At 55.6% G+C, this 26,879-nt stretch carries 18 protein-coding genes and 1 rRNA gene; 15 read left to right on the top strand and 4 right to left on the bottom strand.

Going from position 1 to position 26,879, the window contains the following annotated elements:
* The first annotated feature begins 3 nt into the window (after positions 1 to 3).
* The 4 genes from rrf (at position 4) to KW829_RS17095 (ending at position 3,250) form a co-directional block, all read left to right on the top strand.
* A 5S ribosomal RNA gene (gene rrf / locus KW829_RS17080) occupies positions 4 to 119 on the top strand.
* Positions 120 to 253: 134 nt separating this feature from the next.
* Positions 254 to 1,282, top strand: coding sequence for a UDP-N-acetylmuramate dehydrogenase (gene murB / locus KW829_RS17085; RefSeq protein WP_218308693.1), 1,029 nt, complete (start codon positions 254 to 256; stop codon positions 1,280 to 1,282).
* Complete coding sequence (gene birA / locus KW829_RS17090) at positions 1,279 to 2,241, top strand: bifunctional biotin--[acetyl-CoA-carboxylase] ligase/biotin operon repressor BirA (RefSeq protein ID WP_218308694.1); 963 nt, start codon at positions 1,279 to 1,281, stop codon at positions 2,239 to 2,241. The genes murB and birA overlap by 4 nt, the downstream gene beginning before the upstream one ends.
* A gap of 16 nt (positions 2,242 to 2,257) precedes the next feature.
* The gene (locus tag KW829_RS17095; protein WP_218308753.1) at positions 2,258 to 3,250 is read left to right on the top strand and encodes a glycosyl hydrolase family 8; all 993 of its coding nucleotides are present in this window, start codon (positions 2,258 to 2,260) and stop codon (positions 3,248 to 3,250) included.
* Positions 3,251 to 3,284: 34 nt separating this feature from the next.
* On the opposite strand, the gene bcsG is transcribed toward KW829_RS17095, so the two are convergent.
* The 3 genes from bcsG to bcsE are packed head-to-tail and all read right to left on the bottom strand — an operon-like array spanning position 3,285 to position 6,710.
* Entirely contained in the window at positions 3,285 to 4,964 is a 1,680-nt protein-coding gene (bcsG, locus tag KW829_RS17100; RefSeq protein ID WP_218308695.1) for a cellulose biosynthesis protein BcsG, read from the bottom strand.
* Positions 4,957 to 5,151, bottom strand: coding sequence for a cellulose biosynthesis protein BcsF (gene bcsF / locus KW829_RS17105; protein WP_089599348.1), 195 nt, complete (start codon positions 5,149 to 5,151; stop codon positions 4,957 to 4,959). Before bcsF ends, bcsG begins: the two co-directional genes overlap by 8 nt.
* Positions 5,148 to 6,710, bottom strand: coding sequence for a cellulose biosynthesis c-di-GMP-binding protein BcsE (bcsE, locus tag KW829_RS17110; RefSeq protein ID WP_218308696.1), 1,563 nt, complete (start codon positions 6,708 to 6,710; stop codon positions 5,148 to 5,150). Before bcsE ends, bcsF begins: the two co-directional genes overlap by 4 nt.
* Before the next feature lie 172 nt (positions 6,711 to 6,882).
* Here bcsE and bcsR point away from each other — a divergent pair, with 172 nt between their 5' ends.
* The 9 genes from bcsR to KW829_RS17155 all read left to right on the top strand — a co-directional run bounded on the left by bcsR (position 6,883) and on the right by KW829_RS17155 (position 22,748).
* The gene (gene bcsR / locus KW829_RS17115; protein WP_010426045.1) at positions 6,883 to 7,071 is read left to right on the top strand and encodes a cellulose biosynthesis protein BcsR; all 189 of its coding nucleotides are present in this window, start codon (positions 6,883 to 6,885) and stop codon (positions 7,069 to 7,071) included.
* 11 nt (positions 7,072 to 7,082) lie between these two features.
* Complete coding sequence (gene bcsQ, locus KW829_RS17120; RefSeq protein ID WP_010426043.1) at positions 7,083 to 7,835, top strand: cellulose biosynthesis protein BcsQ; 753 nt, start codon at positions 7,083 to 7,085, stop codon at positions 7,833 to 7,835.
* Positions 7,832 to 10,447: a UDP-forming cellulose synthase catalytic subunit gene (bcsA, locus tag KW829_RS17125; protein WP_010426042.1), complete on the top strand. Its 2,616-nt coding sequence runs from the start codon at positions 7,832 to 7,834 to the stop codon at positions 10,445 to 10,447. Before bcsQ ends, bcsA begins: the two co-directional genes overlap by 4 nt.
* Before the next feature lie 10 nt (positions 10,448 to 10,457).
* A complete protein-coding gene (gene bcsB / locus KW829_RS17130; RefSeq protein WP_071985388.1) occupies positions 10,458 to 12,881 on the top strand; it encodes a cellulose biosynthesis cyclic di-GMP-binding regulatory protein BcsB in 2,424 nt (807 codons plus the stop codon).
* A 6-nt stretch (positions 12,882 to 12,887) separates the two neighbouring features.
* Complete coding sequence (bcsZ, locus tag KW829_RS17135; RefSeq protein ID WP_010426040.1) at positions 12,888 to 13,994, top strand: cellulose synthase complex periplasmic endoglucanase BcsZ; 1,107 nt, start codon at positions 12,888 to 12,890, stop codon at positions 13,992 to 13,994.
* Entirely contained in the window at positions 13,976 to 17,458 is a 3,483-nt protein-coding gene (bcsC, locus tag KW829_RS17140; protein WP_174339980.1) for a cellulose synthase complex outer membrane protein BcsC, read from the top strand. Before bcsZ ends, bcsC begins: the two co-directional genes overlap by 19 nt.
* 119 nt (positions 17,459 to 17,577) lie before the next feature.
* Positions 17,578 to 19,584 carry a biofilm formation regulator HmsP gene (hmsP, locus tag KW829_RS17145; RefSeq protein ID WP_218308697.1) on the top strand — a complete coding sequence of 669 codons (2,007 nt, stop codon included), beginning with the start codon at positions 17,578 to 17,580 and terminating at the stop codon, positions 19,582 to 19,584.
* Between the two features lie 159 nt (positions 19,585 to 19,743).
* Positions 19,744 to 21,030, top strand: coding sequence for a dicarboxylate/amino acid:cation symporter (locus KW829_RS17150; RefSeq protein ID WP_010426035.1), 1,287 nt, complete (start codon positions 19,744 to 19,746; stop codon positions 21,028 to 21,030).
* Between the two features lie 224 nt (positions 21,031 to 21,254).
* Positions 21,255 to 22,748: a pitrilysin family protein gene (locus KW829_RS17155; protein ID WP_089599344.1), complete on the top strand. Its 1,494-nt coding sequence runs from the start codon at positions 21,255 to 21,257 to the stop codon at positions 22,746 to 22,748.
* A 68-nt stretch (positions 22,749 to 22,816) separates the two neighbouring features.
* Here KW829_RS17155 and KW829_RS17160 read toward each other — a convergent pair whose 3' ends face one another.
* The gene (locus KW829_RS17160) at positions 22,817 to 23,746 is read right to left on the bottom strand and encodes a sugar kinase (protein WP_089599343.1); all 930 of its coding nucleotides are present in this window, start codon (positions 23,744 to 23,746) and stop codon (positions 22,817 to 22,819) included.
* A 230-nt stretch (positions 23,747 to 23,976) separates the two neighbouring features.
* Here KW829_RS17160 and pdeH point away from each other — a divergent pair, with 230 nt between their 5' ends.
* Together pdeH and KW829_RS17170 are read left to right on the top strand one after the other, a co-directional pair.
* Positions 23,977 to 24,750 carry a cyclic-guanylate-specific phosphodiesterase gene (pdeH, locus tag KW829_RS17165; protein ID WP_010426029.1) on the top strand — a complete coding sequence of 258 codons (774 nt, stop codon included), beginning with the start codon at positions 23,977 to 23,979 and terminating at the stop codon, positions 24,748 to 24,750.
* 65 nt (positions 24,751 to 24,815) lie between these two features.
* On the top strand, positions 24,816 to 26,858 hold the full coding sequence (locus KW829_RS17170) for an AsmA family protein (RefSeq protein WP_218308698.1): 2,043 nt from the start codon (positions 24,816 to 24,818) through the stop codon (positions 26,856 to 26,858).
* Positions 26,859 to 26,879: the final 21 nt, after the last annotated feature.

Here is a 26,879-nt window from a genome sequence, read left to right on the forward strand (position 1 = left end):
TTGCCTGGCGGCTTTAGCGCGGTGGTCCCACCTGACCCCATGCCGAACTCAGAAGTGAAACGCCGTAGCGCCGATGGTAGTGTGGGGTCTCCCCATGTGAGAGTAGGGAACTGCCAGGCATCAATTAAGTAGAGAGGCCATCCGAAAGGATGGCCTTTTTGCGTTTTTGTACACCCCTCGTTTCTATAAACAAATCACCTATCCCCCCGTATATACGGTAAACTATCCGCGTTTTTGCATCAGGATAGCGTCTATGAACCACTCCCTTAAGCCCTGGAATACCTTTGGCATTCAACGTAATGCTAAACAAATTGTACGTGCCGATAATGCTCAGCAGTTGCTGAATGCATGGCAAAACGCGACAGAAAACGGTGAACCTGTACTGATTCTGGGCGAAGGAAGTAATGTCCTGTTTCTCGATGATTTTGCGGGGACCGTGATCGTCAACCGCATCATGGGAATCGACGTTAAAGAGAGCGCAGTGAGTTGGCATCTGCACGTGGGGGCCGGAGAAAACTGGCACCATCTGGTGCAATTTACCCTCGAAAAAGGGATGCCCGGCCTGGAAAATCTTGCATTGATCCCAGGCTGCGCTGGATCGTCACCTATTCAAAATATCGGTGCCTACGGCATCGAACTAAAACACGTCTGTGAATATGTTGACTGCATTGAACTGGCAACGGGAAATGCGCAACGTTTAACCGCAGAACAGTGCCGCTTTGGCTATCGTGACAGTATCTTCAAACATGACTACAAGGATCGTTTCGTCATTGTGGCCGTTGGTCTGCGTCTGGCGAAGCAGTGGAACCCGGTCCTTACCTACGGCGATCTCACCCGTCTCGATCCGGCCACCGTCACCCCGCGCGAGGTGTTTGAATCAGTTTGCCATATGCGAATGACCAAACTCCCGGATCCAAAAGTGAACGGAAATGCGGGCAGTTTCTTCAAAAATCCGGTCATCAGCAGCGAAAACGCGAAAACGTTCCTCACCGGCTGGCCAACGGCCCCGCATTATCCTCAGACGGATGGTAGCGTGAAGCTGGCTGCAGGTTGGCTTATCGACCAGTGCGAATTAAAAGGCACGACGATGGGCGGTGCTGCTGTTCATCGGCAGCAGGCGCTGGTGCTGATCAATCAAAACAATGCGACCAGCGACGATGTTGTGAAGCTGGCGCACCATGTCCGTCAGCGTGTGGGTGATAAATTTAACGTCTGGCTGGAGCCTGAAGTTCGCTTTATTGGCCGTACGGGTGAAGTCAACGCCGTGGAGACTATCGCATGAAGGACAACACGATCCCTTTAACCCTGATTAGCATCCTTGCGGACGGTGAGTTTCATTCTGGCGAGCAGCTAGGTGAGCAGTTGGGCATGAGCCGTGCTGCCATTAATAAACATATCCAGACGCTCCGCGACTGGGGCGTTGATGTGTTCACGGTTCCCGGAAAAGGCTACAGCCTGCCGGAGCCTATTCAATTGCTGAGTGAAGAAGCGATCCGCAGTCAGATTGGACACGGCAATGTTGCGGTGCTGCCCGTGATTGACTCGACGAACCAGTACCTGCTGGATCGCCTGCCTGAACTGAAATCCGGCGATGCCTGCGTTGCTGAATATCAACAGGCCGGTCGCGGCCGTCGTGGACGCAAGTGGTTCTCGCCGTTTGGTGCGAATCTCTACCTGTCCATGTACTGGCGACTCGATCAGGGCCCGGCTGCGGCGGTTGGGCTAAGCCTGGTCATCGGGATTGTGATGGCGGAAGTCCTGCACGATCTGGGCGCGGATAAGGTGCGGGTAAAATGGCCTAACGATCTCTATCTGAACGATCGAAAACTGGCGGGTATTCTGGTTGAGCTGACGGGAAAGACCGGCGATGCCGCGCAGATCGTCATTGGTGCCGGGTTAAACATGGTGATGCGTAATGTACAGAACGATGTGGTGAACCAGGCCTGGACTAACCTGCAGGAAGCGGGTATCACTATCGACCGCAATATCCTGGCCGCGCGAATGATTAAAGAGTTGCGAAGCTCACTCAGGCTCTTTGAACAAGACGGGCTGGCATCGTTCCTGTCTCGCTGGGAAAAGCTGGATAACTTTATCAACCGCCCGGTGAAACTGCTGATTGGGGATAACGAAATCTACGGCATTTCTCGCGGAATTGATGCGCAGGGGGCGCTGCTCCTGGAACAGGATGGCGCGATCAAACCCTGGATGGGCGGGGAAATCTCCTTACGCAGCGCTGAATAACCGGATTGTATGAATGATGCGAAAATCCGCATGCGCCACGCTGGCTGTCATGATGAGTTTGCTGTTCACGCCTTTCTCCCAGGCAGGCCAGGCCTGGGAGAGTTACAAAGCGCGCTTCTTTAAGCCGGATGGGCGAATCGTCGATACCGGCAACGGTGACGTTTCCCATACCGAAGGCCAGGGTTTTGCCATGCTGATGGCGGTGGCAAACGATGATAAAGCGACCTTTGATAAACTCTGGCACTGGACCAACAGTACGCTGAAGAATAAAGAGAACGGTCTTTTTTACTGGCGTTATAACCCCGCTCAGGCAGACCCGATTGCCGACAAAAACAATGCCTCCGATGGCGATGTGCTCATTGCCTGGGCTCTGTTAAAAGCGAACGCGCGCTGGCATGACAAAGGCTACAGCACGGCATCGGATGCCATTACCAAAGCGCTGCTTGTCCATAACGTTATCCGCTATGCGGGTTACCGCGTGATGTTGCCCGGCTCACAAGGGTTTAAGCTGGACAATAACGTTGTGCTTAATCCTTCCTACTTCGTGTTTCCTGCCTGGCAGGCATTTGCTGACCGCAGCCATTTGCAAATATGGCGTCAGCTCGCGCAGGACGGACAGCGGCTGCTGAAGAAAATGGGGTCGGGTAAAGCCAATCTGCCAACCGACTGGGTCTCTCTGGACACGAAAGGGACGCTGGCCCCCGCAAACGCCTGGCCGCCCCGCATGAGTTATGACGCCATCCGCATTCCGCTGTACATCAGCTGGTCCAACGCGAAAAGCCCCTTGCTCACCCCGTGGCGCGACTGGTTCGGTCAGTTTCCGCGTGAACAAACACCCGCGTGGGTTAACGTCACGACGAATGAATACGCCCCCTACATGATGGCAGGCGGTCTGCTGGCAGTGCGTGATTTAACGATGGGGCAGACGGTCGGCGAGCCCGACATCACTGCAAATGATGATTACTATTCGGCAAGCCTGAAAATGCTGGTCTGGATCTCAGAACAATAAGGCCCGCTCCCCGCTGGGGAGAGGGCCAGGCCTTTTACTGCGGATACGGTACCCAGTCGCCGCCGTTCAGGCGAACATACGGTTTGTTCTGGTACTGGATCACTACCGCATTGGCGTTCTCCGATACCTCTGCCGTTTGTGGCAGACCGCTGGTGAGCTGATCCCAGTTCACGCTATCTTCAACAAACAGCTTACCGTCTACCGCGCGGGCAACGAGTTCTGAAATCGCCAGATAACTGCTTGGCTGATTGATTTCGATTGGCGCGCCCTGATGCGGGGCCTTCATCCCGAAGAATTTAATCCCGGCAGGGACGTTGGTAATCGACGGGCTTGGAATATCACGCAGGCCGGATACCTGCATCCTGTCGCCTTTCAGCGCGCCGCCGTGTTCAGGTACCACAACGACCATCACTTTACGGCCTGATTTTTCCAGCTCGGTAAAGAATGCGTCCAGTTCATCAAAGAACTTCTGCGCACGAACTTTGTAATCCGCCGTTTTGCTCACGCCCGGGAAGTGGTTACCATCGTGAAGCGGCAGGGTGTTAAAGAATGTTGCACTACGCGAACCCTCTTCTTTGCTGACGGTCTGCAACCAGCGCTGTAGCACAGCAGTATCGTCATAAACCGGAGAACCATCGAAGCCCAGCAGAGTGACCGGCAGACCCGTTTGGTCCATCAGCGGTGCCTGCATACCCCCTTCTTCACGCACCTCTTTCAGGAAGTTACCAAACTGACCGTTATGACCCAGCATCAGGTGCTGCGTAAAGCCCAGTTTGGACAGGTTATCAAACAGGTAACACTGGTTACCGGCTGGCTGATAGAGGTTCTTATGCGAAGGTTGACCGCAGCTTGCACGTAACAGGCGAATCGCTGCCGGGCCGCTGTAAGAGGTCGCAGAGTTGAAATCTTTAAACTGAATATCGAAATGCGCCCACAGCGGATGCGACATTAATCCGGCTGCATCCACATCCGCCCAGGAGAGAGAACAGATGTTGATCACCAGCAGTTCAAATGGCTGGGCGTCGGCAGGGAGCGCATCCGGGAATTTGGTCTGACGCTTATCTTCAGCGGTATAGAAACTGGAGAGCCACGCGTTCAGATTGGTGGAGGTGGGTGGGGCGGTTTGTGCAGGAATATCGCCAACCACCGGCGTATCGCCTGCCGTCGTGACGGTTGCTGCCGCCGTGCCACCGGTGGTGGTGACCGTTGTGGTCGGTTGACCGGCTGGCCACAGGGAGAAACTCGGCCCTGCCAGCGTCAGCACGTTTAACCAGACCATAATCGCGACGACAAACACCGTCACGCGGATCCACTGTGCCAGGAACAGCCAGGCGACCAGCAGCACAAACACCGCGCCAATCATCTGCCAGTTAATAAAGCGCTCAACCAGATCAAGCATATAGTCGGTACTGAAGCCCGCAACCTGCGAGCCCTGGCTCATAATGCTTTCCGGACCCGGTAGCCAGGTGTCATGCCAGAAGAGCGCGAACCCAATGGGGATAGCGACCCAGTGACGCAAACGATGCAGCCTGATATTGGGAATAGGCATCAGCAGGAATGCCATAAATACCAGGTTAAGCAGAGGGTGGAAATTAAGATAGCCTGCCCAGAGCAGGCCAAACTTCACCAGAAAGTAGAAATTCCAGCCGGAAAGTCCGCGCCAGTATTGCCAGAGCGGCGAGGGCGCCGACGTGGTATAGGTAGAATTAGTCATGTTTTCGGTCTGCCTTGACGTTCGGAGCGCGTGTCAGTGTTCCGGCTGGTTTAAGGTAGCGGGGTTTTAGAAACATCAATCTGGCCGTATCGCGAATACGACGCAGAGAATGGCGCGCATAGTAGCCCAGCGGGAAAAAAATCAGCGCACACAGTACGACCAGTTGAATGATATCGCTGAGATTCATGATGATGCGCTCTCCTCGCCCTCAGGTAATAAACGTCGTGGTTCGGGTATCCGCCGCCAGACATGCCCGTCATGCTTCGCATTCAGGATCGGTTTGACGTCGTTTGCCATAGGTAAAGGTTTCGCCCATTGTTCAGGCGTCAGGGCGCGCATTTGCACCAGTTCAGCACTAATCAAATTATCTTCGAACCAAATCATGCGGTTAGAGAAAATATCGCCAGTCGGAAGAGGGAAGATATGGTTGAGTGCGGTGTCGAGATCGTTTACCCGGCAGAAGGATAAAAACAGCACCAGACGGTTATCGCCAATCGTCATGATGTCTCCGACGCGGTTAGGGCGACATAGCGTGAGCGCCTGCTCAACACGAATACCCGGCACCGGACGCAGGGCAACCATGACCCCTTTTCCGTCTGCTGGCAGCAGCGTATTACTCATCATGTTGCCGACGGCATCACAGAAGGTATCCCACTTTTGAAAACCGCGCAGTTTCATCGGCTGTGTCATTGAGAGCAAGGTGCCGATATCTTCCGGAACATGGCGGTTAAACTGCTGCCCCTGTATGCTCTCAATAAGTGTCAGGCAGCGCGACAGCGGCGCATTCCACGGTATGACCATATTTGCGCCGCAACCCAGCAGCAGCCGTTCGTCAGTGGCACGCAGGCTGGTATTATTTTCACGCACCACGATTTTTAACGCACTGCCTCGTTGACGGCGTAATGTGTGAATGTGTCTCGCCAGCGTTTCGATTTGGTTATTCTGCATGAGAGAAAAAACGATCGTAGCGGCCTGCGTCGTACGGGCTTCATTAAATAACGCTTCGTTAGTTTCAAACAGTGACCAATTTTCAGAAAGCGCAGGCGCACCTTCTAATACCGCAATGTGGCTCAGGATGCGTTTTTCATCGCTGCGTGGCTGAACCACGGTTTCTTCTTGTCGGGCGAGATGCCACTCTCCCTCGATATGTTTAAGGGTGAGCTGTTGACGAGCGCTAACCCCTTTTTCATTGCACCAGAACGCAATATCGTAAAGATAGCTATCCGTCTGGTCATGGATACTTGCCAGACCGAAAAGAGAACGATATTCGCCCATTAACAGTGAAAAAAGCTTATCGTTATTACTGCCGGGGTTAACAACCAATAGTGTGCAGTTTTGATTTTTTGCCCACTTATTGATTCTGTTCAGCCAGCGAAGCAGTTTTTCTGAGGGGATATTTTGCAGCGCGTTATTCGAACATTTTAGAATCAGGAAATAGTGATCCGGATCAATCGAGCACTGAATATCGCGGGGCAAAAAGTATAGACTATCCACCTCCGAAGACATGGAAAATAATCGTACGGTCTGTGGCCCACGGTCGTTTTCGAGCCTGATGATATTTTTAGGTTCTTCGCCCATCGTAATGACAGCCACGCGGGAATCCTTATCCTGTGCGGCGATCGTCTGGTTTACCAGACTTATGGCATCTTCGTTGCGATCCGTATTAATCCACCAGACTCCTCCGACTGGCATGTGGCGCAATTCGTCCCATAATGACTGGATGCCAATAGAAAATATGGAGTCCACGGTATCCCTCTTTTCGTCGAATTTATCTGTATCTCAGTTTACTAGCGAAAGCGTAGAAATAAACCTAACATTGAAATTAAAGAGCATCAGATTTAGCATGTAAATGAAATTTCGTGGGCAGGATGCCGACAACATCTGATCGTGTGATTTTACGCTAAGGGATGAATTAATCATGCATAATAACGAATCCGGAACGCCTGTAGACTCAAGCCTGGGTTACACATTTCAAAACGATTTTCTGGCGCTGACGCAGGCTTTCTCTTTGCCCGAAATAGATTACACCGATATTTCCCAGCGGGAACAGTTGGCCGCGGCTATTAAACGCTGGCCGTTATTAGCTGAATTTGCCCAACAACAATAAGGGAGCCATTGATGGCCATACTAGGATTACAGGGCGTCCGTGGTGGTGTAGGTACAACATCCATTACCGCGGCGCTGGCGTGGTCATTACAGCTGTTAGGCGAATCGGTGCTGGTTATTGATGCCTGCTCCGACAATTTGCTGCGCATGTCATTTAACGTCGACTTTACGCATACAAAGGGTTGGGCCCGCGCGCTGCTCGACGATAAGGACTGGCGTGACGCGGGTATGCGCTATACCTCCCAGCTTGATTTACTTCCTTATGGTCAATTGACTGAAGCTGAGCGTGAGAATGAAGCCGCGTATCAGCGTCTGCTTTCGCAATTTACGACCGCGTTGAAGAGCCTGGAGGAAAAAGGGCAGTATCAGTGGATATTGCTGGATCTGCCGCACGGTGCCGCCACGCTCACTCGCCAGCTTCTTGCGCAATGTGACCATGTTCTCTCTATCGTGAATGTGGATGCGAATTGCCATATTCGTCTGCACCAGCAGCCGCTGCCGACGAATGCCCATCTGCTGATTAACGATCTTCGCATCAACAGCCAGATCCAGGACGATCTCTACCAGGTTTGGCTGCAAAGCCAGCGTCGCCTGCTGCCGATTGTTATCCACCGCGATGAGGGAATGGCGGAATGCCTCGCTTCCAAGCAGCCGCTCGGTGAATATCGGGGCGATTCGCTGGCAGCCGAAGAGATCCTGACGCTGGCGAACTGGTGCTTATTGCACTTCGCGAAAAGACCGGAATCAGCCGGGAGTACGGTATGAGCCGCCTGTCTAACGGGTTACTTATCCCGCCGGTCAGTTCGCGTTTAAGCGAGCGCTATCGGCACTACCGTCGACATGGCGCGTCGTCGCTGAGTGCCACGCTCGGTTGCTTCTGGTTAATCCTGGCCTGGATATTTATTCCACTCGAACACCCCCGCTGGCAGGGTATTCGTGCGCGTCACAGTGAACTCTATCCGCACATTAACCCCGACCGTCCAAGGCCTCTCGATCCTGCACGCTATGCGATTCAGGCCGTCTGGCTGGCAGCGACGTCGGCCAGAGTGGAAAAATCCACGCCGCGCTGGCGTAGCTTCGATCGCGTGCAGAACTTACGTGAACGCTATCACCAGTGGCTGGACAGGCTTCCCGACCGCGTCGGCGACAAAACCAGTCATCTGGATAATCATAAAGAGCTCGGGCACCTGCACCCGGGCTTCAGGCGTTTTATCCTCGGCGTCATTGTGGTGTTCTCGCTCATTCTGGCACTGGTCTGTATTACGCAGCCGTTCAACCCGCTGGCACAGTTCACCTTCCTGATCCTGCTCTGGGGCGTGGCGCTGCTGGTGCGGCGCATTCCGGGACGCTTCTCCGCCCTGATGCTGATCGTGCTGTCACTGACGGTTTCCTGCCGCTATATCTGGTGGCGTTATACATCAACGCTGAACTGGGATGACCCGGTCAGCCTGGTGTGCGGTCTGGTTCTGCTGTTTGCTGAAACTTACGCGTGGATTGTGCTGGTCCTGGGCTATTTCCAGGTTATCTGGCCGTTGAACCGCCAGCCGGTTCCGCTGCCAAAAGACACCACTCAGTGGCCGTCGGTCGATCTTTTTGTACCGACTTACAACGAAGACCTGACGGTGGTGAAAAACACCATTTATGCCGCATTAGGTATCGACTGGCCGAAAGATAAGCTCAAAATCTGGATCCTGGATGACGGTGGCCGCGCCGAGTTTCGCCAGTTTGCAGAGGAGGTCGGCGTGGAGTACATCGCCCGTACCACTCATGAACACGCGAAGGCCGGTAACATTAACAATGCCCTGAAGTATGCCACCGGGGAGTTCGTCTCCATCTTTGACTGCGACCACGTGCCAACGCGCTCGTTCCTGCAGATGACGATGGGCTGGTTCCTGAAAGAGAAAGAGCTGGCGATGATGCAGACGCCACACCACTTCTTCTCACCGGATCCGTTTGAACGCAACCTCGGTCGTTTCCGTAAAACCCCGAACGAAGGCACGCTGTTCTATGGCCTGGTGCAGGACGGAAACGATATGTGGGACGCCACCTTCTTCTGCGGCTCCTGTGCCGTTATCCGCCGCAAACCGCTGGATGAGATTGGTGGTATTGCCGTTGAGACGGTGACGGAAGATGCCCACACCTCGCTGCGTTTACACCGCCTTGGCTATACTTCCGCGTACATGCGCATTCCACAGGCGGCAGGGTTGGCGACAGAATCGCTGTCGGCGCATATCGGCCAGCGTATTCGCTGGGCGCGTGGCATGGTGCAAATTTTCCGCCTCGATAACCCATTGATGGGTAAAGGGCTGAAGCTGGCGCAGCGCCTGTGCTACGTCAACGCCATGTTCCACTTCTTATCCGGTATCCCGCGGCTGATCTTCCTCACCGCGCCGCTGGCATTCCTGCTTCTTCATGCCTACATCATTTACGCTCCGGCGCTGATGATCGCGCTGTTTGTTCTGCCGCACATGATCCACGCGAGCCTGACGAACTCGAAGATCCAGGGGAAATATCGCCATTCGTTCTGGAGTGAAATCTACGAAACCGTGCTGGCCTGGTACATTGCCCCGCCAACCATGGTGGCGCTGATTAACCCGCACAAAGGCAAGTTCAACGTCACCGCGAAAGGTGGGCTGGTGGAAGAGGAGTATGTCGATTGGGTGATCTCCCGTCCGTATATCTTCCTGGTCCTGCTTAACATCGTCGGCGTCATCGTAGGCATCTGGCGTTACTTCTACGGCCCGGAAAACGAGGTCCTGACGGTATTCGTGAGTATGGCGTGGGTGTTCTACAACCTGATTATCCTCGGTGGTGCGGTAGCCGTATCGGTCGAGAGCAAACAGGTACGTCGTGCGCACCGCGTCGAGATCAGCATGCCGGCAGCAATAGCCCGCGAAGATGGTCACCTCTTCTCCTGTACCGTGCACGACTTCTCTGACGGTGGTTTGGGCATCAAAATCAACGGTCAGGCGAAAGTGCTGGAAGGGCAAAAGGTCAATCTGCTGCTCAAGCGTGGTCAGCAAGAGTATGTCTTCCCTACGCAGGTTGCGCGTGTGGCAGGTGATGAAGTGGGTCTGAAGCTGATGCCGCTGACCAAAAAGCAACATATTGATTTTGTGCAGTGTACGTTTGCCCGCGCGGATACGTGGGCTCTCTGGCAGGACAGCTTCCCGGAAGATAAACCTCTGGAAAGCCTGCTGGATATTCTGAAGCTGGGGTTCCGTGGCTATCGTCACCTTGCAGAATTTGCCCCGTCGTCGGTGAAATTAATTTTCCGGTCACTTACTTCACTGGTTTCCTGGGTCGTGTCGTTCATTCCGCGTCGACCTGAGCGAGATGAAGCGAAGCAGGCAGACCCGGTTATGGCTCAACAATGATGATAACGCGATGAAAACAAAACTTTCCTGGTTATGTGCAGTGGCAATGGGGATGAGTGCGCTCCCTACAACAATGGCTAACGCAGCGCCTGATAACGCAGCGGCCACACCTGCCCCTACGGTTCCGGTGGTCGCGCAAGCGACCGATCCTGTTGTCACGGCAGCACCGGGGCAAACGGAAAACGTGGTCCCGAATAAGCCGACGGCGGGAAATACCTTACCTGCCGACAGCCAGGTCGTTGGGCAGGTGATGCCAGGCGTACGTGGTGCCAGTGCGCCTGTCGTCGCCGAAAATGTGCCGTCGCGCGATGTGAAGCTGTCGTTCGCCCAGATCGCCCCGCCGCCGGGCAGCATGGTGCTGCGTGGCATCAATCCTAATGGCGGCGTTGAGTTTGGGATGCGTAGCGACGAAGTGGTATCGAATGCGGTGCTGAATCTGGAATACACGCCGTCACCGTCGCTGCTGCCCGTTCAGTCTCAGCTCAAGGTCTATCTGAACGATGAACTGATGGACGTTTTGCCGGTCACCAAAGAGCAGTTGGGTAAGAAAACCCTGGCTCAGGTGCCGATCAACCCGCTGTTCATCACCGACTTCAACCGGGTCCGTCTGGAATTCGTCGGCCACTATCGCGATGTGTGTGAAAACCCGGCCAGCAACACGCTATGGATGGATATTGGTCGTAACTCCTCGCTGCAGTTGACCTATCAGCCGCTGGCGTTGAAAAACGATCTCTCGGCCTTCCCGGTCCCGTTCTTCGACCCGCGTGACAATCGCCCGTTAAACCTGCCGATGGTCTTTGCCGGTGCGCCTGATGTGACGGAACAGCTTGCCGCCACCATCGTGGCTTCCTGGTTTGGCTCTCGCTCCGGCTGGCGCGGCCAGAGCTTCCCGGTCATGTACGACAAAATGCCGGACAAAAACGCCATTGTGTTTGCCACTAACGCCAAACGCCCGGCGTTCCTGCGCGAACACCCGGACGTGAAAGCGCCGACGATTGAAATGATCAACCACCCGGACAATCCGTATGTGAAGCTGCTGGTCGTCTTCGGGCGTGATGAGAAAGATCTGGTGCAGGCGGCAAAAGGCATTGCGCAGGGGAATGTTCTCTTCCGGGGAAACAGCGTTGTGGTGGACGAGGTGAAACCGCTGCTGCCGCGTAAGCCTTACGATGCCCCTCACTGGGTGCGTACCGATCGCCCTATTAGCTTCGGCGAGCTGAAAACATACGAAGAGCAACTGCAGTCGACTGGCCTTGAGCCTTCTCCTGTCAGTTTGTCGATGAATCTGCCGCCCGATCTGTATCTGCTGCGCACCAACGGTATTGATATCAACCTGAACTACCGTTACACCGCGCCGTCGACCAAAGACAGCTCGCGGATGGATATCAGCCTGAACAACCAGTTCCTGCAATCATTCAGCCTGACGAGCAACCAGGAAACCAACCGCCTGATGCTCCGCCTGCCTGTGCTGCAGGGGCTGCTGGACGGTAAAACCGATGTATCCATCCCGGCGCTGAAGCTTGGCGCGATAAACCAGCTGCGTTTCGACTTCCAGTATATGAACCCGATGCCTGGCGGTTCGGTCGATAACTGCATCACCTTCCAGCCGGTACAGAACCATGTTGTGATTGGCGATGAGTCCACTATCGACTTCTCGAAGTATTATCACTTTATCGCGATGCCGGATCTGCGTGCGTTTGCCAACGCCAGCTTCCCGTTCAGCCGCATGGCCGATTTGTCTGAGTCGATTATTGTGATGCCGAAAGCGCCAAATGAGGGTCAGGTGTCGACGCTGCTGAATACGATGGGGACCGTTGGGTCGCAAACCGGTTTACCGGCCGTCAACGTCTCGCTCACCGACGATGGTAGCCAAATCCAGAACAAAGATGCCGATATCATGGTCATTGGCACCATTCCGGATAAGCTGAAGGATGATAAACGCGTCGATCTGCTGGTGCAGGCTGCCCAGTCGTGGGTTAACACGCCGCTGCGCCAGACCGAGTTCCCAAGCATTATGCCGGACAGCGGTGACCGCCAGGCCAGTGTTAAAACCAGCGTAAGCTCAACGGGCCCGATGGCGGCAATCGTGGGCTTCCAGTCACCGTACAACGACCAGCGCAGCGTGATCGCCCTGCTGGCAGACAGCCCTCGCGGGTATGAACTGTTAAATTCGGCCATGAACGACAGCGGTAAACGGGCCGCCATGTTTGGTTCTGTCTCCGTTATCCGTGAGGCGGGCGTCAATAGCCTGCGCGTCGGCGATGTCTATTATGTCGGTCATCTGCCGTGGTTCGAACGTCTGTGGTATGCCTTGTCCAATCATCCGGTCCTGCTGGCGATTCTGGCTGCAGTGAGTGTGATATTGCTGGCATGGGTGCTGTGGCGTCTGCTGCGTATCATCAGCCGTCGTCGTTTGAATCCGGATCATGAGTAAGCTGTGATGAAAGGCTTTCGCTGGTGTGTATTCGCCGTGTTGATGCTGGCGGCGACAAATCTACGCGCCGCCTGTAGCTGGCCTGCCTGGGAACAGTTTAAACAGGACTACATCAGCGAAAGCGGGCGCGTTATCGATCCCAGTGACGCGCGAAAAATTACCACCTCTGAAGGGCAAAGCTACGCGCTGTTCTTTGCCCTGGCAGCAAACGATCGTAAAGCGTTCGATTTGCTGCTGGCGTGGACGCGCGATAATCTCGCCGGGGGCGATTTAGCGACCAACCTGCCTGCCTGGCTGTGGGGGCAAAAGGACAAAGAGACCTGGGCGGTTATCGACCCAAACTCCGCGTCCGATGCCGATATCTGGATTGCCTGGTCGCTGCTGGAAGCAGGGCGGCTGTGGAAAAATCAGGACTACACCCGCACAGGCAAGGGGCTGCTAAAACGCATCGTCAGCGAGGAAGTGGTGAAAGTGCCGGGTCTGGGCTTCATGCTGCTGCCGGGTAAAACCGGATTTGCCGAAGAGAACGCCTGGCGCTTTAACCCCAGCTACCTCCCGCCACAGCTAGCGAACTATTTCACCCGATTTGGTACGCCGTGGACCACGCTTCGTGAAACCAATCTGCGTTTATTGCTGGAGACGGCACCGAAAGGCTTCTCCCCGAACTGGGTGCAGTACCAGAAAAACAGAGGCTGGCAGCTCGGTCAGGATAAATCGCTGGTGGGCAGCTACGACGCCATCCGCGTTTATCTCTGGGTGGGCATGATGAATGATAAAGACCCGCAGAAGGCTCGGCTGCTGGCACGCTTTAAGCCAATGGCAACGGTGACGGCAAAGCAGGGTGTACCGCCGGAGAAAGTAGACGTGGCAACCGGAAAACGGACGGATAAAGGCCCGGTCGGTTTTTCTGCCTCTCTGCTACCTTTTTTACAGAATCGGGACGCGCAGGCAGTGCAACGACAGCGCGTCGCCGATCGTTTTCCTGATAATAATGCCTATTACAGCTATGTACTGACCCTCTTTGGGCAAGGGTGGGATCAGCATCGTTTTCGCTTCACCACACAGGGTGAATTAATACCGGATTGGGGCCAGGAATGCGCAAGTTCACAATAAATCTACTCAGTTTATCGCTTGGCCTGGCACTGATGCCAATGGCCGGGGCCGCCAATTCCCCCCAGCAGCAACAGTTGCTGGAGCAGGTTCGTCTGGGCGAATCGACGCAGCGTGAGGATTTGGTTCGCCAGTCGCTTTACCGACTGGAGCTGATCGACCCGAATAACCCGGACGTAATTGCCGCACGTTTCCGTTATCTCTTACGTCAGGGAGATAACGCGGGCGCGCAAAAAGAGCTGGACCGCCTGAAAGGCATGGCGCCGAGCTCCAGCGCATACAAAACGTCCCGCAACACGATGCTGCTCTCCACGCCGGATGGCCGCCAGGCCTTGCAGCAGGCTCGCCTGTTGGCGACGACAGGTCATACGCAGGAAGCCATTGCCGCCTATGACAAACTGTTTGCTGGCGATCCGCCGGATGGGGACCTGGCAGCAGAATACTGGACGCTTGTAGCCAAAGAGCCCGCCAGACGGAATGCCGCCATTAATCAGCTGAAGAAGATTAATGCCAGTAATCCGGGCAATACGCAGCAGCAGGCTGCGCTGGCGCAACTCCTGTTCCAGAGCGGACGCCGCGATGAAGGTTTTGCGGTGTTGCAGGCGATGGCGAAATCCAACAATGGCCGCAATCAGGCTTCTGATATGTGGTATCAGCAAATTAAAGATCAGCCTGCCAGCAGTGCCAGCGTTAGCGCGCTGCAGAAATACCTCACGGTGTTTAGCGATGGCGACAACGTGACGGCGGCGCGGGCACAGCTTGACGCACAGCAAAAACAACTTGCCGACCCAACGTTCCGCGCCAAAGCCGAAGGGCTAGCCGCAGTGGATGCCGGGCAGGGCGGTAAAGCGGTGGCAGAACTGCAAAAAGCGGTCAGTGCCAACCATACCGACAGCGAAGCCGTGGGCGCGCTGGGCCAGGCCTATTCACAAAAAGGTGACCGTGCTCGCGCGGTGGCGCAGTTTGAAAAGGCAATCGCCCTCGATCCGCAGAGCGATAATCGGGGCAAGTGGGACAGCCTACTGAAGGTCAACCGCTACTGGCTGCTGATCCAGCAGGGTGATGCTGCGCTGAAAGCTAACAATACTGCCCAGGCGGAGCGCTATTTCCAGCAGGCGCGCAATATCGATAATACCGACAGCTATGCGGTGTTGGGGTTGGGCGATGCCGCCGCCGCGCGCAAAGATAACGACGCCGCCGAGCGGTATTACCGTCAGGCGCTGCGCATGGACAGCGGCAACAGTAATGCGGTGCGCGGCCTCGCCAATGTGTATCGCGCGCAGTCGCCGGAGAAGGCGACACAGTTTATTCAGTCACTCTCGGCCAGCCAGCGTCGCAGCATAGATGATATTGAACGTAGCCTGACCAACGAACAGCTCTCCGCGCAGGCAGAGCAGCTGGAAAACCAGGGACAATACGCCCAGGCCGCAGAAATTCAGCGTCGTCGCCTTGCGCTCTCGCCGGGAGACGTATGGATCACCTACCGTCTGTCGCGGGATCTCTACAGCGCGGGTCAGCGCAGTCAGGCGGATACTCTCATGCGCCAGCTGGCAAGCCAGAAGCCGGGCGATCCGGATCAGGTCTACGCCAACGGGCTGTATCTCTCGGGGAACGATCAGGATCGCGCCGCGCTGGCGCATCTGGATACCCTGCCGCGCGACAAGTGGAACGGCAATATTCAGGAGCTGGCTGACCGACTGCAGAGCAATCAGGTGCTGGAAACCGCTAACCGCCTGCGTGACAGCGGGAAAGCGCAGGAGGCTGAAGACCTGCTTCGTCAGCAGCCAGCATCCACACGTATCGATTTAACACTGGCAGACTGGGCAGAACAGCGTGGCGATCATAACGCCGCGAAAGCGGCCTACAGCACCGTGCTCCAGCGTGAGCCGCAAAACGAAGATGCGCTCCTCGGACTGACCGAAGTTTATATCGCGCAAGGTGATAAAGATGCGGCGCGTGCCGAGCTGGCAAAACTGCCTGCCGCGCAAAATGGTCAACCGCCGTCGCTCAATATGCAACGTCGGATCGCCATGGCGCAGGCTGGCCTGGGCGATTCTGCCGCCGCAGAGCAAACCTTTAGCAAGATTATCCCTCAAGCCAAATCGCAGCCCGCATCGATGGACAATGCGCTGGTGCTGCGTGATGCGGCACGATTCCAGGCCCAGAACGGCCAGCCGCAGCAGGCGCTGGAAACCTATAAAGACGCGATGGTGTCGTCCGGCATCACGTCAACTCGCCCGGCGGATAACGACAGCTTCACCCGCCTGACGCGAAATGATGAAAAAGACGACTGGCTGAAGCGCGGCGTGCGCAGCGATGCCGGTGATTTGTATCGCCAGCAGGATGTGAACGTCACGCTGCAACACGACTACTGGGGCTCCAGCGGCACCGGTGGCTATTCCGACCTGAAAGCGCATACCACGATGCTGCAGGTCGACGCGCCATTGTCGGATGGACGCATGTTCTTCCGAAGCGATCTGGTCAATATGGACGCTGGCTCGTTTGCCACCAATAACGGCACCTACGATCCGAAATGGGGTACCTGTGCCGAAACGCCATGTAGCGGCAACACGAACCAGTCAGCGAACGGTGCTAGCGTGGCTGTGGGCTGGCAGAATAAAACCTGGGCGTGGGATCTGGGTACGACGCCAATGGGCTTCGACGTGGTGGATGTGGTCGGTGGCGTGAGCTACAGCAGTGACCTGGGGCCGATTGGCTACACCCTGAACGCGCATCGTCGTCCTATCTCCAGTTCTGTTCTGGCCTTTGCCGGGCAAAAAGATACCAATACCAACACCACCTGGGGCGGCGTCCGTTCGACCGGCGGCGGTGTGAGCGTAAGCTATGACAAAGGTGAGGCGAACGGCGTCTGGTCAAGCCTGAACATGGACAGCCTGACCGGTAAAAATGTGGAAGATAACTGGCGCATCCGCTGGATGACCGGCTATTACTACAAGCTGATCAACGAGAACAACGAACGTCTGACGGTCGGTGTGTCTAACATGCTTTGGCATTACGACAAAGATCTCAGTGGCTACACGCTGGGACAAGGTGGCTACTACAGTCCGCAGGAGTATGTCTCCTTTGCGTTGCCCGTCACCTGGCGCAAGCGTACTGAGAACTGGTCATGGGAGCTGGGCGGTTCGGTCTCCTGGTCGCATTCGAAGACGAAAGATGAGTTGCGTTATCCGAAACAGGGTCTGATCCCAACCGATGAGCCTGGCCGCTATACCGACAGAGGCGAAATGGAAACCGGTAGCAGCTCCTCCGGTACAGGTTATACCGCGAGGGCGATTATCGAGCGCCGCGTGACCTCCAACTGGTTTGTCGGTCTGGGCGTGGATATTCAGGAAGCAAAAGACTATACCCCGAGCCATGCGCTGCTCTACGTGCGTTATTCTGCTGCAGGCTGGCAGGGCGATATGGACCTGCCGCCAGAGCCGCTGGTCCCTTACGCCGACTGGTAATCGGATTTAACTTAATCCAATTGTAAGTCTCTCTTAAAAGTGCAGCAATCGGGTATACTCAGGCGCACCAGGTTCACTCCCTGGTGCGCCCTGCGCTTCGAGTTCTGTGGAGAGTCATTTTGCGTGTTAGCCGTTCTTTAACGATCAAACAGATGGCGATGGTTTCAGCCGTCACAATGCTGTTTGTCTTTCTCTTCAGCGTTATTTTGCTGTTTCATGCCGTACAGCAGAATCGCTACAACACGGCTTCGCAACTCGAAAGTATTGCCCGTGAGGTGCGTGAGCCGCTGTCGGCCGCGATCCTGAAAGGGGACATTCCCGACGCGGAAACCATTTTAAAACGCATCCAGCCTGCGGGTATTGTCAGCCGCGCGGATGTCGTTCTGCCTAATCAGTTTCAGGCGTTACGGATGCGCTTCATTCCTGAACGCCCCGTCCCGGTCATGGTCATGCGCATGTTTGAGCTACCGGTGCAAATTTCCCTGCCCATCTATTCACTGGAACGTCCGGCCAACCCTCAGCCGTTAGCCTACCTTGTCCTTCAGTCAGACTCCTATCGCATGTATAAGTTTGTCATGAGTTGGGTTGCGACGTTAGTGACTGCTTACTTACTTTTGACGCTTATTTTGAGCGTCGCGCTCACCTGGTGTATTAACCGTTTGATCGTGCATCCGTTACGCCGCATCGCCAGAGAGCTGAACGATCTCCCGCCGCAGGAGCAGATAGGCCACCAGATTGCGCTGCCGCGTCTGCATCATGACGATGAAATCGGCATGCTGGTGCGCAGCTACAACATCAATCAACAGCGCATTATGCGCCAGCAGGATGAACTCAATATCAGTGCCACCCGTTTCCCGGTGTCCGATTTGCCAAATAAAGCCTTCCTGATGGCGATGCTGGAGCAGACGGTTGCCCGCCAACAGACCACCGCACTGATGGTGGTCGCCTGCGAAACCTTGCAGGATACGGCGGGCGTGCTCAAGGAGAGCCAGCGTGAAATGCTGCTCCTGACGCTGGTGGAAAAGGTGAAATCGGTGCTTGCCCCGCGCATGGTGCTGACTCAGGTTAGCGGCTATGACCTGGTGATCATCGCGCATGGGGTGAAAGAGCCATGGCACGCTATTACGCTAGGTCAGCAAGTGCTCACTGTCATTAATGAGCGGTTACCGATTCAGGGGATCCAGCTTCGTCCGAGCGCCAGTATCGGGATTGCGATGTTCTACGGCGACCTGACGGCAGAGCAGCTTTACCGTCGCGCATTCTCGGCGGCCTTCACCGCGCGACGCAAAGGGAAGAATCAGATCCAGTTCTTCGACCCGGAGCAGATGGAAAAGGCGCAGCAGCGTCTGACCGAAGAGAGCGACATACTGACCGCGATGGACAACCGCCAGTTTGCCATCTGGCTGCAGCCGCAGGTCAATTTGCTCACCGGTGAAGTAAACAGTGCCGAAGCGTTGCTGCGTATGCAGCAGCCGGATGGCTCATGGGAGCTGCCTGAGGGGCTGATTGACCGGATTGAATCCTGTGGCCTGATGGTCAGCGTGGGGTACTGGGTGCTGGAAGAGTCCTGCCGCCAGCTTGCGGCCTGGCAGGAGCGGGGCATCACCCTGCCGCTGTCGGTAAACCTCTCCGCTTTACAGCTGATGCACCCGACCATGGTGTCGGAGCTGCTGGAGCTGATCCACCGCTATCGCATCCAGCCGGACACGCTGATTCTGGAAGTGACGGAGAGCCGTCGTATTGACGACCCGAACGAAGCCGTGGCGATCCTGAAACCGCTGCGTAACGCGGGTGTTCGCATCGCGCTGGACGATTTCGGTATGGGCTACGCCGGACTGCGGCAGCTTCAGCATATGAAAACGCTGCCGGTCGACGTGCTGAAAATCGACAAAACCTTTGTCGATGGGCTACCGGAAGACAGCAGTATGGTCGAGGCCATTATCCAGATGGCGCGCAGTCTCAACCTGCATGTGATTGCTGAAGGTATCGAAAATGAAGACCAGCGAGACTGGCTGGCTAAAGCGGGTGTGGAGGGCGGTCAGGGCTTCTTATTTGGCCGTGCCGTGCCGTCGGATATCTTCGAAAAAAGCTACCTTGCCGACGTGGGCAATAACGCAAAAGTGTAATTTTGTTGCTGGCTTGTGCGAGCCAGCTCAAAGTTCTTAACATTTCTGTTTCAAATTTGAACCTGGTTTATTTCTGTCCTGTTATGCGGGTGTTATTTTAGAGCCGCAGGTTAACCATAACCTTAAAAAGCCTGTGGTTTTTCTTCCCAAGGACACCCTATGAAAACCTCAATCTTCAAAAGCCTTTACTTTCAGGTCCTGACAGCCATCGCAGTCGGTATTCTGCTTGGCCACTACTACCCTGAACTGGGCGCACAAATGAAGCCGCTTGGCGACGCATTCGTGAAGCTCATCAAAATGGTCATTGCCCCGGTCATCTTCTGTACGGTGGTGACGGGTATCGCTGGCATGGAAAGCATGAAGGCGGTCGGACGTACCGGTGCAGTGGCACTTCTCTATTTCGAAGTGGTCAGTACGCTTGCCCTGATTATCGGCCTGATCATTGTTAACGTCGTTCAGCCTGGCGCGGGAATGAACGTTGACCCGGCCACGCTCGATGCGAAGGCGGTAGCCGTTTACGCCGAGCAAGCGAAAGATCAGGGGGTTGTCGCCTTCCTGCTCGACGTGATTCCGAGCAGCGTTATCGGCGCATTCGCCAGTGGCAATATCCTGCAGGTGCTGCTGTTTGCCGTGATGTTTGGCTTTGCCCTGCACCGTCTGGGCAGCAAAGGCCAGCTCATCTTCAACGTCATTGAAAGCTTCTCGCAGGTCATCTTCGGCATCATCAACATGATCATGCGTCTGGCCCCGATCGGTGCCTTCGGCGCGATGGCGTTTACCATCGGTAAATACGGCGTCGGCACGCTGGTACAGCTGGGACAGCTGATTATCTGCTTCTACATCACCTGTATTCTGTTTGTGGTGGTGGTGCTGGGCTCAATCGCCCGTGCGGCGGGGTTCAGCATCTTCAAGTTCATCCGCTACATCCGTGAAGAGTTACTGATTGTTCTGGGCACCTCGTCCTCTGAGTCGGCGCTGCCGCGTATGCTCGATAAGATGGAAAAACTGGGCTGCCGGAAGTCGGTGGTGGGGCTGGTGATCCCTACGGGCTATTCCTTTAACCTGGACGGCACCTCGATATACCTGACGATGGCCGCGGTGTTTATCGCCCAGGCGACCAACAGCCATATGGATATCTTCCATCAAATCACCCTGCTGGTGGTGCTCCTGCTCTCCTCGAAAGGGGCGGCGGGTGTTACCGGAAGTGGGTTCATTGTGCTGGCGGCGACCATTTCAGCGGTGGGACACCTGCCGGTGGCTGGCCTGGCGCTGATCCTGGGTATTGACCGCTTTATGTCTGAAGCGCGCGCCTTAACCAACCTGGTGGGTAACGGTGTGGCTACGGTGGTGGTGGCGAAATGGGTGAAAGAGCTGGATCACAAAAAGCTCACCGATACGTTAAATAATCGCCCAACTGACAGCAAATCAGCAGGTTTATCCTCTTAATCACGTCATAATTGCCCGCATTCCCTTGTCGGGATGCGGGCTCCTGCGCATAATAATGCTTCATACCTGTCATACTTCGACAAGATTTTTTTTGGGTATATTTCACTTCCCTCCGTGACGTTTGGCTTAACACGCGGTCTAATCGGAGTGTTTTCATCGTCATCTTTAGAGTGCTCACGTCACGAGACACTCTTTTTAACCAGGAATGTTGATCAGGGGTTCACATGCAGGGCACAAAAATTCGACTCTTAACCGGCGGTTTGCTGATGATGGCAGCAGCCAGTTATGTGCAGGCAGATGCGCTCCAGCCAGACCCGGCCTGGCAACAAGGGACCCTGGCGAATGGTTTTCAGTGGCAGTTGTTAGCGACTCCGCAGCGTCCCAGCGATCGTATTGAAATTCGTTTGTCAGTGAATACCGGTTCCCTCACTGAAAGCACCCAGCAGACTGGCTTCAGCCACTTTATTCCTCGACTGGCGCTCACCCAGAGCGGCAGTTTGCAGGCGGTACAGGTGCGTTCGCTCTGGCAACAGGCCATCGACCCGAAACGTCCTCTGCCCCCTGCGGTTGTGTCATACGACTACACCATGTTCAACCTGAGTCTGCCAAATAACCGTAACGACCTGCTGAAAGAGGCGCTGACCTATCTCTCCGACGCCACCGGTAACCTGTCGGTGACGCCGGAAACCGTCAACTATGCGCTGAGTAACAGTGACATGGTGGCGACCTGGCCTGTCGATACCAAAGAGGGCTGGTGGCGCTACCGCCTGAAAGGGTCAACGCTGCTCGGTCACGATCCGGCAGAGCCGCTGAAGCAGCCTGTGGATGCCGAGCAGGTCAAATCGTTCTACCAGAAATGGTACACCCCGGATGCGATGACCCTGATCGTGGTCGGCAATGTGGATAGCCGTGCGGTCGTCGAGCAAATCAACAAGGTATTTGGTGAGCTTAAAGGCAAGCGTGAGACGCCTGCGCCCGTACCGACCCTTTCGCCGCTGCGTCCTGAGTCTGTCAGCATCATGACGGACACCGTACGTCAGGATCGTCTCTCTATGATGTGGGACACCGCCTGGCAGCCTATTCGCGAATCCGCCGCGCTGCTGCGCTACTGGCGTGCAGACCTGGCGCGTGAAGCGCTGTTCTGGCACGTTCAGCAAACGCTCAGTAAAAACAACGTGAAGAATATTGGTCTGGGCTTTGACTGCCGCGTGTTGTTCCAGCGTGCGCAGTGCGCCATTAACGTTGAATCGCCGGGCGATAAGCTGAATACGAACCTGGGCGTGGTGGCGAAAGAGCTGGCAAAAGTGCGTAAAGAGGGGCTCTCTGAAGAGGAGTTCAACGCGCTGGTCGCGCAGAAATCACTTGAGCTGCAGAAACTGTTTGCCACCTATGCTCGCGCCGATACCGATATCCTGATTAGCCAGCGTATTCGCTCCCTGCAAAACCAGGTGGTCGATATCGCGCCGGAGCAGTATCAAAAGCTACGCCAGGATTTCCTCAGCGGTCTGACCGTAGAAATGTTAAATCAGGATTTACGTCAGCAGCTATCGCAGGATATGGCGTTGATTCTGCTGCAGCCGCAAGGCGAGCCGGAATATAACATGAAGGAACTGAAAGCGACCTGGGATGCGATCATGACGCCTGAAGCGCAGCCTGCACAGGCTGCATCGGCGGATGATTTGCACCAGGATGCGAGCGATATTCCGCAGGGGCAGTAAGACCCTGGTTCTTTGTTCCCTCTCCCTGTGGGAGAGGGTTAGGGTGAGGGCATCAGCCCGCACCTTATTTAAACAGGCATTGCCTCACGTGGAATAATCGCCCCGCGATACTGAATCACGGTACTCGCCGTTAGGTGACCACGCTGTGCCGCCGCTTCAGGTGTCCCGCCCGTCAGGCGTACCGCCAGATACCCCGCGCTGAAAGAATCTCCCGCCGCCGTCGTATCAATCACTTTCTCTTTCGCCAGTTTCACCGCAGGTACCTCAACCACCGCTTCGCCCGCGATGGCCACCAGGCATGAATCCGCACCGCGTTTAATCACCACTTCGCTCACGCCAGCAGCCTGAGTGCGTGAGATAACCTCATCCACTGGCTTCTCACCCCACAGGGCGTCTTCATCATCCAGGGTCAGAAATGCGATGTCGGTGCATTCCAGCATCTGCTGATAAACCTGCTGCGTCTCTTCGCGGCTGGCCCACAGGCGAGGGCGATAGTTATTATCGAAGATCACCTTGCCGCCGTTGGCGCGGCATTCGCGCAGCAGAGACAGCAGCTTTTCCCGGCTTTCCGGGCTCAGGATCGCCAGGCTGATCCCGCTCAGATAGAGGTAGTCAAAGGTAGCCAGCTCTTCGCAAATGGCGGCGGCGGCATCGCTTTCCAGCCAGAATTTGGCGGCGGCTTCGTTACGCCAGTAGTAGAAGGTGCGCTCGCCGGTGCTGTCAGTTTCGATGTAGTACAGACCCGGCAGGCGGTTTTCCATACGCTGGATAAGGGAGGTGTGAACATTCTCGCTCTGCCAGGACGCCAGCATCTGCTCGCTGAAGCTGTCCGTCCCAAGCGCAGTAACGTAGTTCACGCTCAGTGCGTCAGGAGCAACCTGACGGGCAATATAAACAGATGTGTTTAATGTATCGCCACCAAAACCGCGGCTGACTTCCTCGCCTTTTTGGGACAGCTCAATCATGCATTCGCCAATCACGGCAATTTTTTTGGACATAGTCGTGAACCTGAACAGAGTAATTTACGGTAGTGTGCGTTGAGTGGATTTTGTGGTCAACCATATTAAAACGACGTTCCAATATTTTTTTTGAGCCAGCGCGTGTTCCTGCAAATTTCTGTCATCTTAATTTCATTTTCCCGGCTAATTGAACATAAAGTTCTCAATTAGCGCGCCGATAACCCAGTGACGAGTCCAAAAAGGTCATCCCATACAACAGGACATCTGAAATGAAGTCAGAGCAGGTTATCCAGCGGCTGAACACTACGCCAGAGGCAAGTATTGAGAACTTGCAGGAGCATCGCTACTGGCTGCAATGTGATCGAGCGTACACCTATCAGCCCATCTATCGCACCGATGGTCGGCTGATGGCGATTGAGATTTTAACGGTCGTTACACACCCATCGAATCCTTCACAGCGCATTGCGCCTGACCGCTATTTTGCGGAGGTGGCGGTTCGCCAGCGCCTGGATGTGCTGGAAGAACAACTCCGGATGCTGGCAACGAAGCAGGCATTTTTCGCCCGGCACGATATCCTTGCGTCGGTCAATGTAGACGGCCCAACTCTGCTGGCATTGCGCCAGAACGAGAAATTGCAGGCGCTGATTGCCTCCCTGCCCTGGATGCGTTTTGAACTGGTGGAGCACGTCCGCCTGCCGCAGGACTCCTCATTTGCCTCCATGTGCGAGTTTGGCCCGCTGTGGCTGGATGACTTCGGCACCGGCATGGCGAACTTCTCGGCCCTTAGCGAAGTTCGTTACGACTACATCAAAGTGGCCCGCGACCTCTTTATCATGCTGCGCCAGACGCAGGAAGGTCGAAACCTGTTCACGCTGCTGCTGCAGCTGATGAATCGCTATTGCCAGGGCGTGATTGTTGAAGGCGTTGAAACGCTGGAAGAGTGGCGTGATGTGCAAAACTCTCCTGCCGCCGCTGCGCAGGGCTACTTCCTCTCTCGCCCGGTGCCGATGGATACGCTCGAAACGGTGATAACGACGCTCTGAACTGCCCGCTTCCCTTTGTCTGGACTATAGTTTTACAGGACAGGTCATCAGGAAAGGGGACAAAAATGACAAAGACAACCAGGGTTATCGCCTGGATCTCAGGGATTTTCTTGTTGTTGATCGTGGTCGCCATCATCATTATTGCGACATTCGACTGGAACCGTCTTAAGCCGACCATCAACCAGAAAGTCTCAACTGAGCTGAACCGACCTTTTGCCATACGCGGCGATCTGGGTGTGGTATGGGAACGGCAGAAAGAGGAGACCGGCTGGCGAAGCTGGGTGCCCTGGCCGCACGTTCACGCCGATGACATTATTCTTGGCAACCCGCCGGACATCCCTGACGTGACAATGGTTCACCTGCCGCGCGTTGAAGCCACGCTGGCACCGCTCGCGCTGCTGACCAAAACGGTTTACCTGCCGTGGATCAAACTCCAGCAGCCCGACGCACGCCTGATCCGCCTTTCTGAAAAGAACAACAACTGGACGTTTAACCTTGCCAGCGACGGCGAGAAAGATCCCAATGCGCAGCCCTCTTCGTGGTCGTTCCGCCTCGATAATATTCTTTTCGATCGCGGGCGGATCGCCATTGACGATAAGGTCAGCAAAGCAGACGTGGAGATCCTGGTCGATCCGCTCGGCAAGCCACTGCCGTTTAGCGAAGTCACGGGCAGCAAGGCCAAAGGCGACAGCGCAAAAGCTGGCGATTACGTTTTCGGTCTGACGGCAAAAGGGCGCTATAACGACCAGCCGCTGACCGGGAAAGGGAAGATTGGCGGCATGCTGGCGCTCAGGAGCGAGGGCACACCGTTCCCGGTGCAGGCGGATTTCCGTTCCGGCAACACCCGCGTGGCGTTCGTGGGCACGGTTAACGACCCGATGAACATGGGCGGTGTTGACCTGCAGCTGAAGTTTGCCGGTGATTCGCTGGGTGAGCTGTATGAACTGACCGGCGTGCTGCTGCCGGATACCCCACCGTTTGAAACGGACGGGCATCTGGTGGCAAAAATCGACACCGAGAAATCGTCGGTCTTTGACTACAGGGATTTCAACGGCCGCATTGGCGACAGCGATATTCACGGTTCGCTGACCTACACCACCGGCAAACCGCGTCCGAAACTGGAAGGGGATGTGGAATCCCGCCAGCTGCGCCTGGCCGATCTCGGCCCGCTGATTGGTGTGGATTCCGGCAAAGGCACCAAATCAAAAGAGGTGAAAAAGGACATCCAGCCTGCGGGAAAAGTGCTGCCTTACGATCGCTTTGAGACCGATAAGTGGGACGTGATGGATGCGGACGTCCGCTTCAAAGGGCGTAAAATTGAGCATGGCAGCACGCTGCCGTTGAGCGATCTCTCGACGCATATCATCCTGAAAAACGCCGATCTGCGCCTGCAGCCGCTCAAGTTTGGCATGGCGGGTGGGACGATTTCCTCGAACATTCATCTGGAAGGCGACAAAAAGCCGATGCAGGGACGGGCAGAGATTCAGGCGCGCAGGCTTAAGCTAAAAGAGCTGATGCCTGACGTCGAACTGATGCAGAAAACCCTCGGTGAGATGAACGGCGATGCCGACATTCGCGGCGTGGGCAACTCCGTGGCGGCACTGCTGGGCAGCGGTAATGGTAACCTGAAACTGCTGATGAACGACGGGCTGATCAGCCGCAACCTGATGGAAATTCTGGGGCTTAACGTCGGAAACTTTATCATCGGCCAGATTTTCGGCGACGATGAAGTCCGCGTGAACTGCGCGGCGGCAAACGTGGATCTGGTCAACGGCGTGGCGCGCCCGCAGATCTTCGCCTTCGATACGGAGAACGCGGTGATCAACGTGACCGGGACGGCCAGTATGGCCTCTGAGCAACTTGATCTCACCATCGACCCGGAAAGTAAGGGGATACGTATCATCACCCTGCGCTCGCCGCTCTACGTGCGCGGCACCTTCAAAAATCCGCAGGCGGGCGTGAAGCCCGGGCCGCTGATTGCGCGCGGTGCGGTAGCGGCAGCGCTTGCCACGCTGGTGACGCCCGCTGCGGCGCTGCTGGCGCTGATTTCGCCGTCAGAAGGGGATGCCAATCAGTGTCGGAACATTTTGTCGCAGATGAAGAAGTAGCTCCCTTCTCCCTCTCCCTGT

It is taken from the genome of Enterobacter sp. ENT02 (assembly GCF_019219165.1).
GTDB lineage: Bacteria > Pseudomonadota > Gammaproteobacteria > Enterobacterales > Enterobacteriaceae > Enterobacter > Enterobacter mori.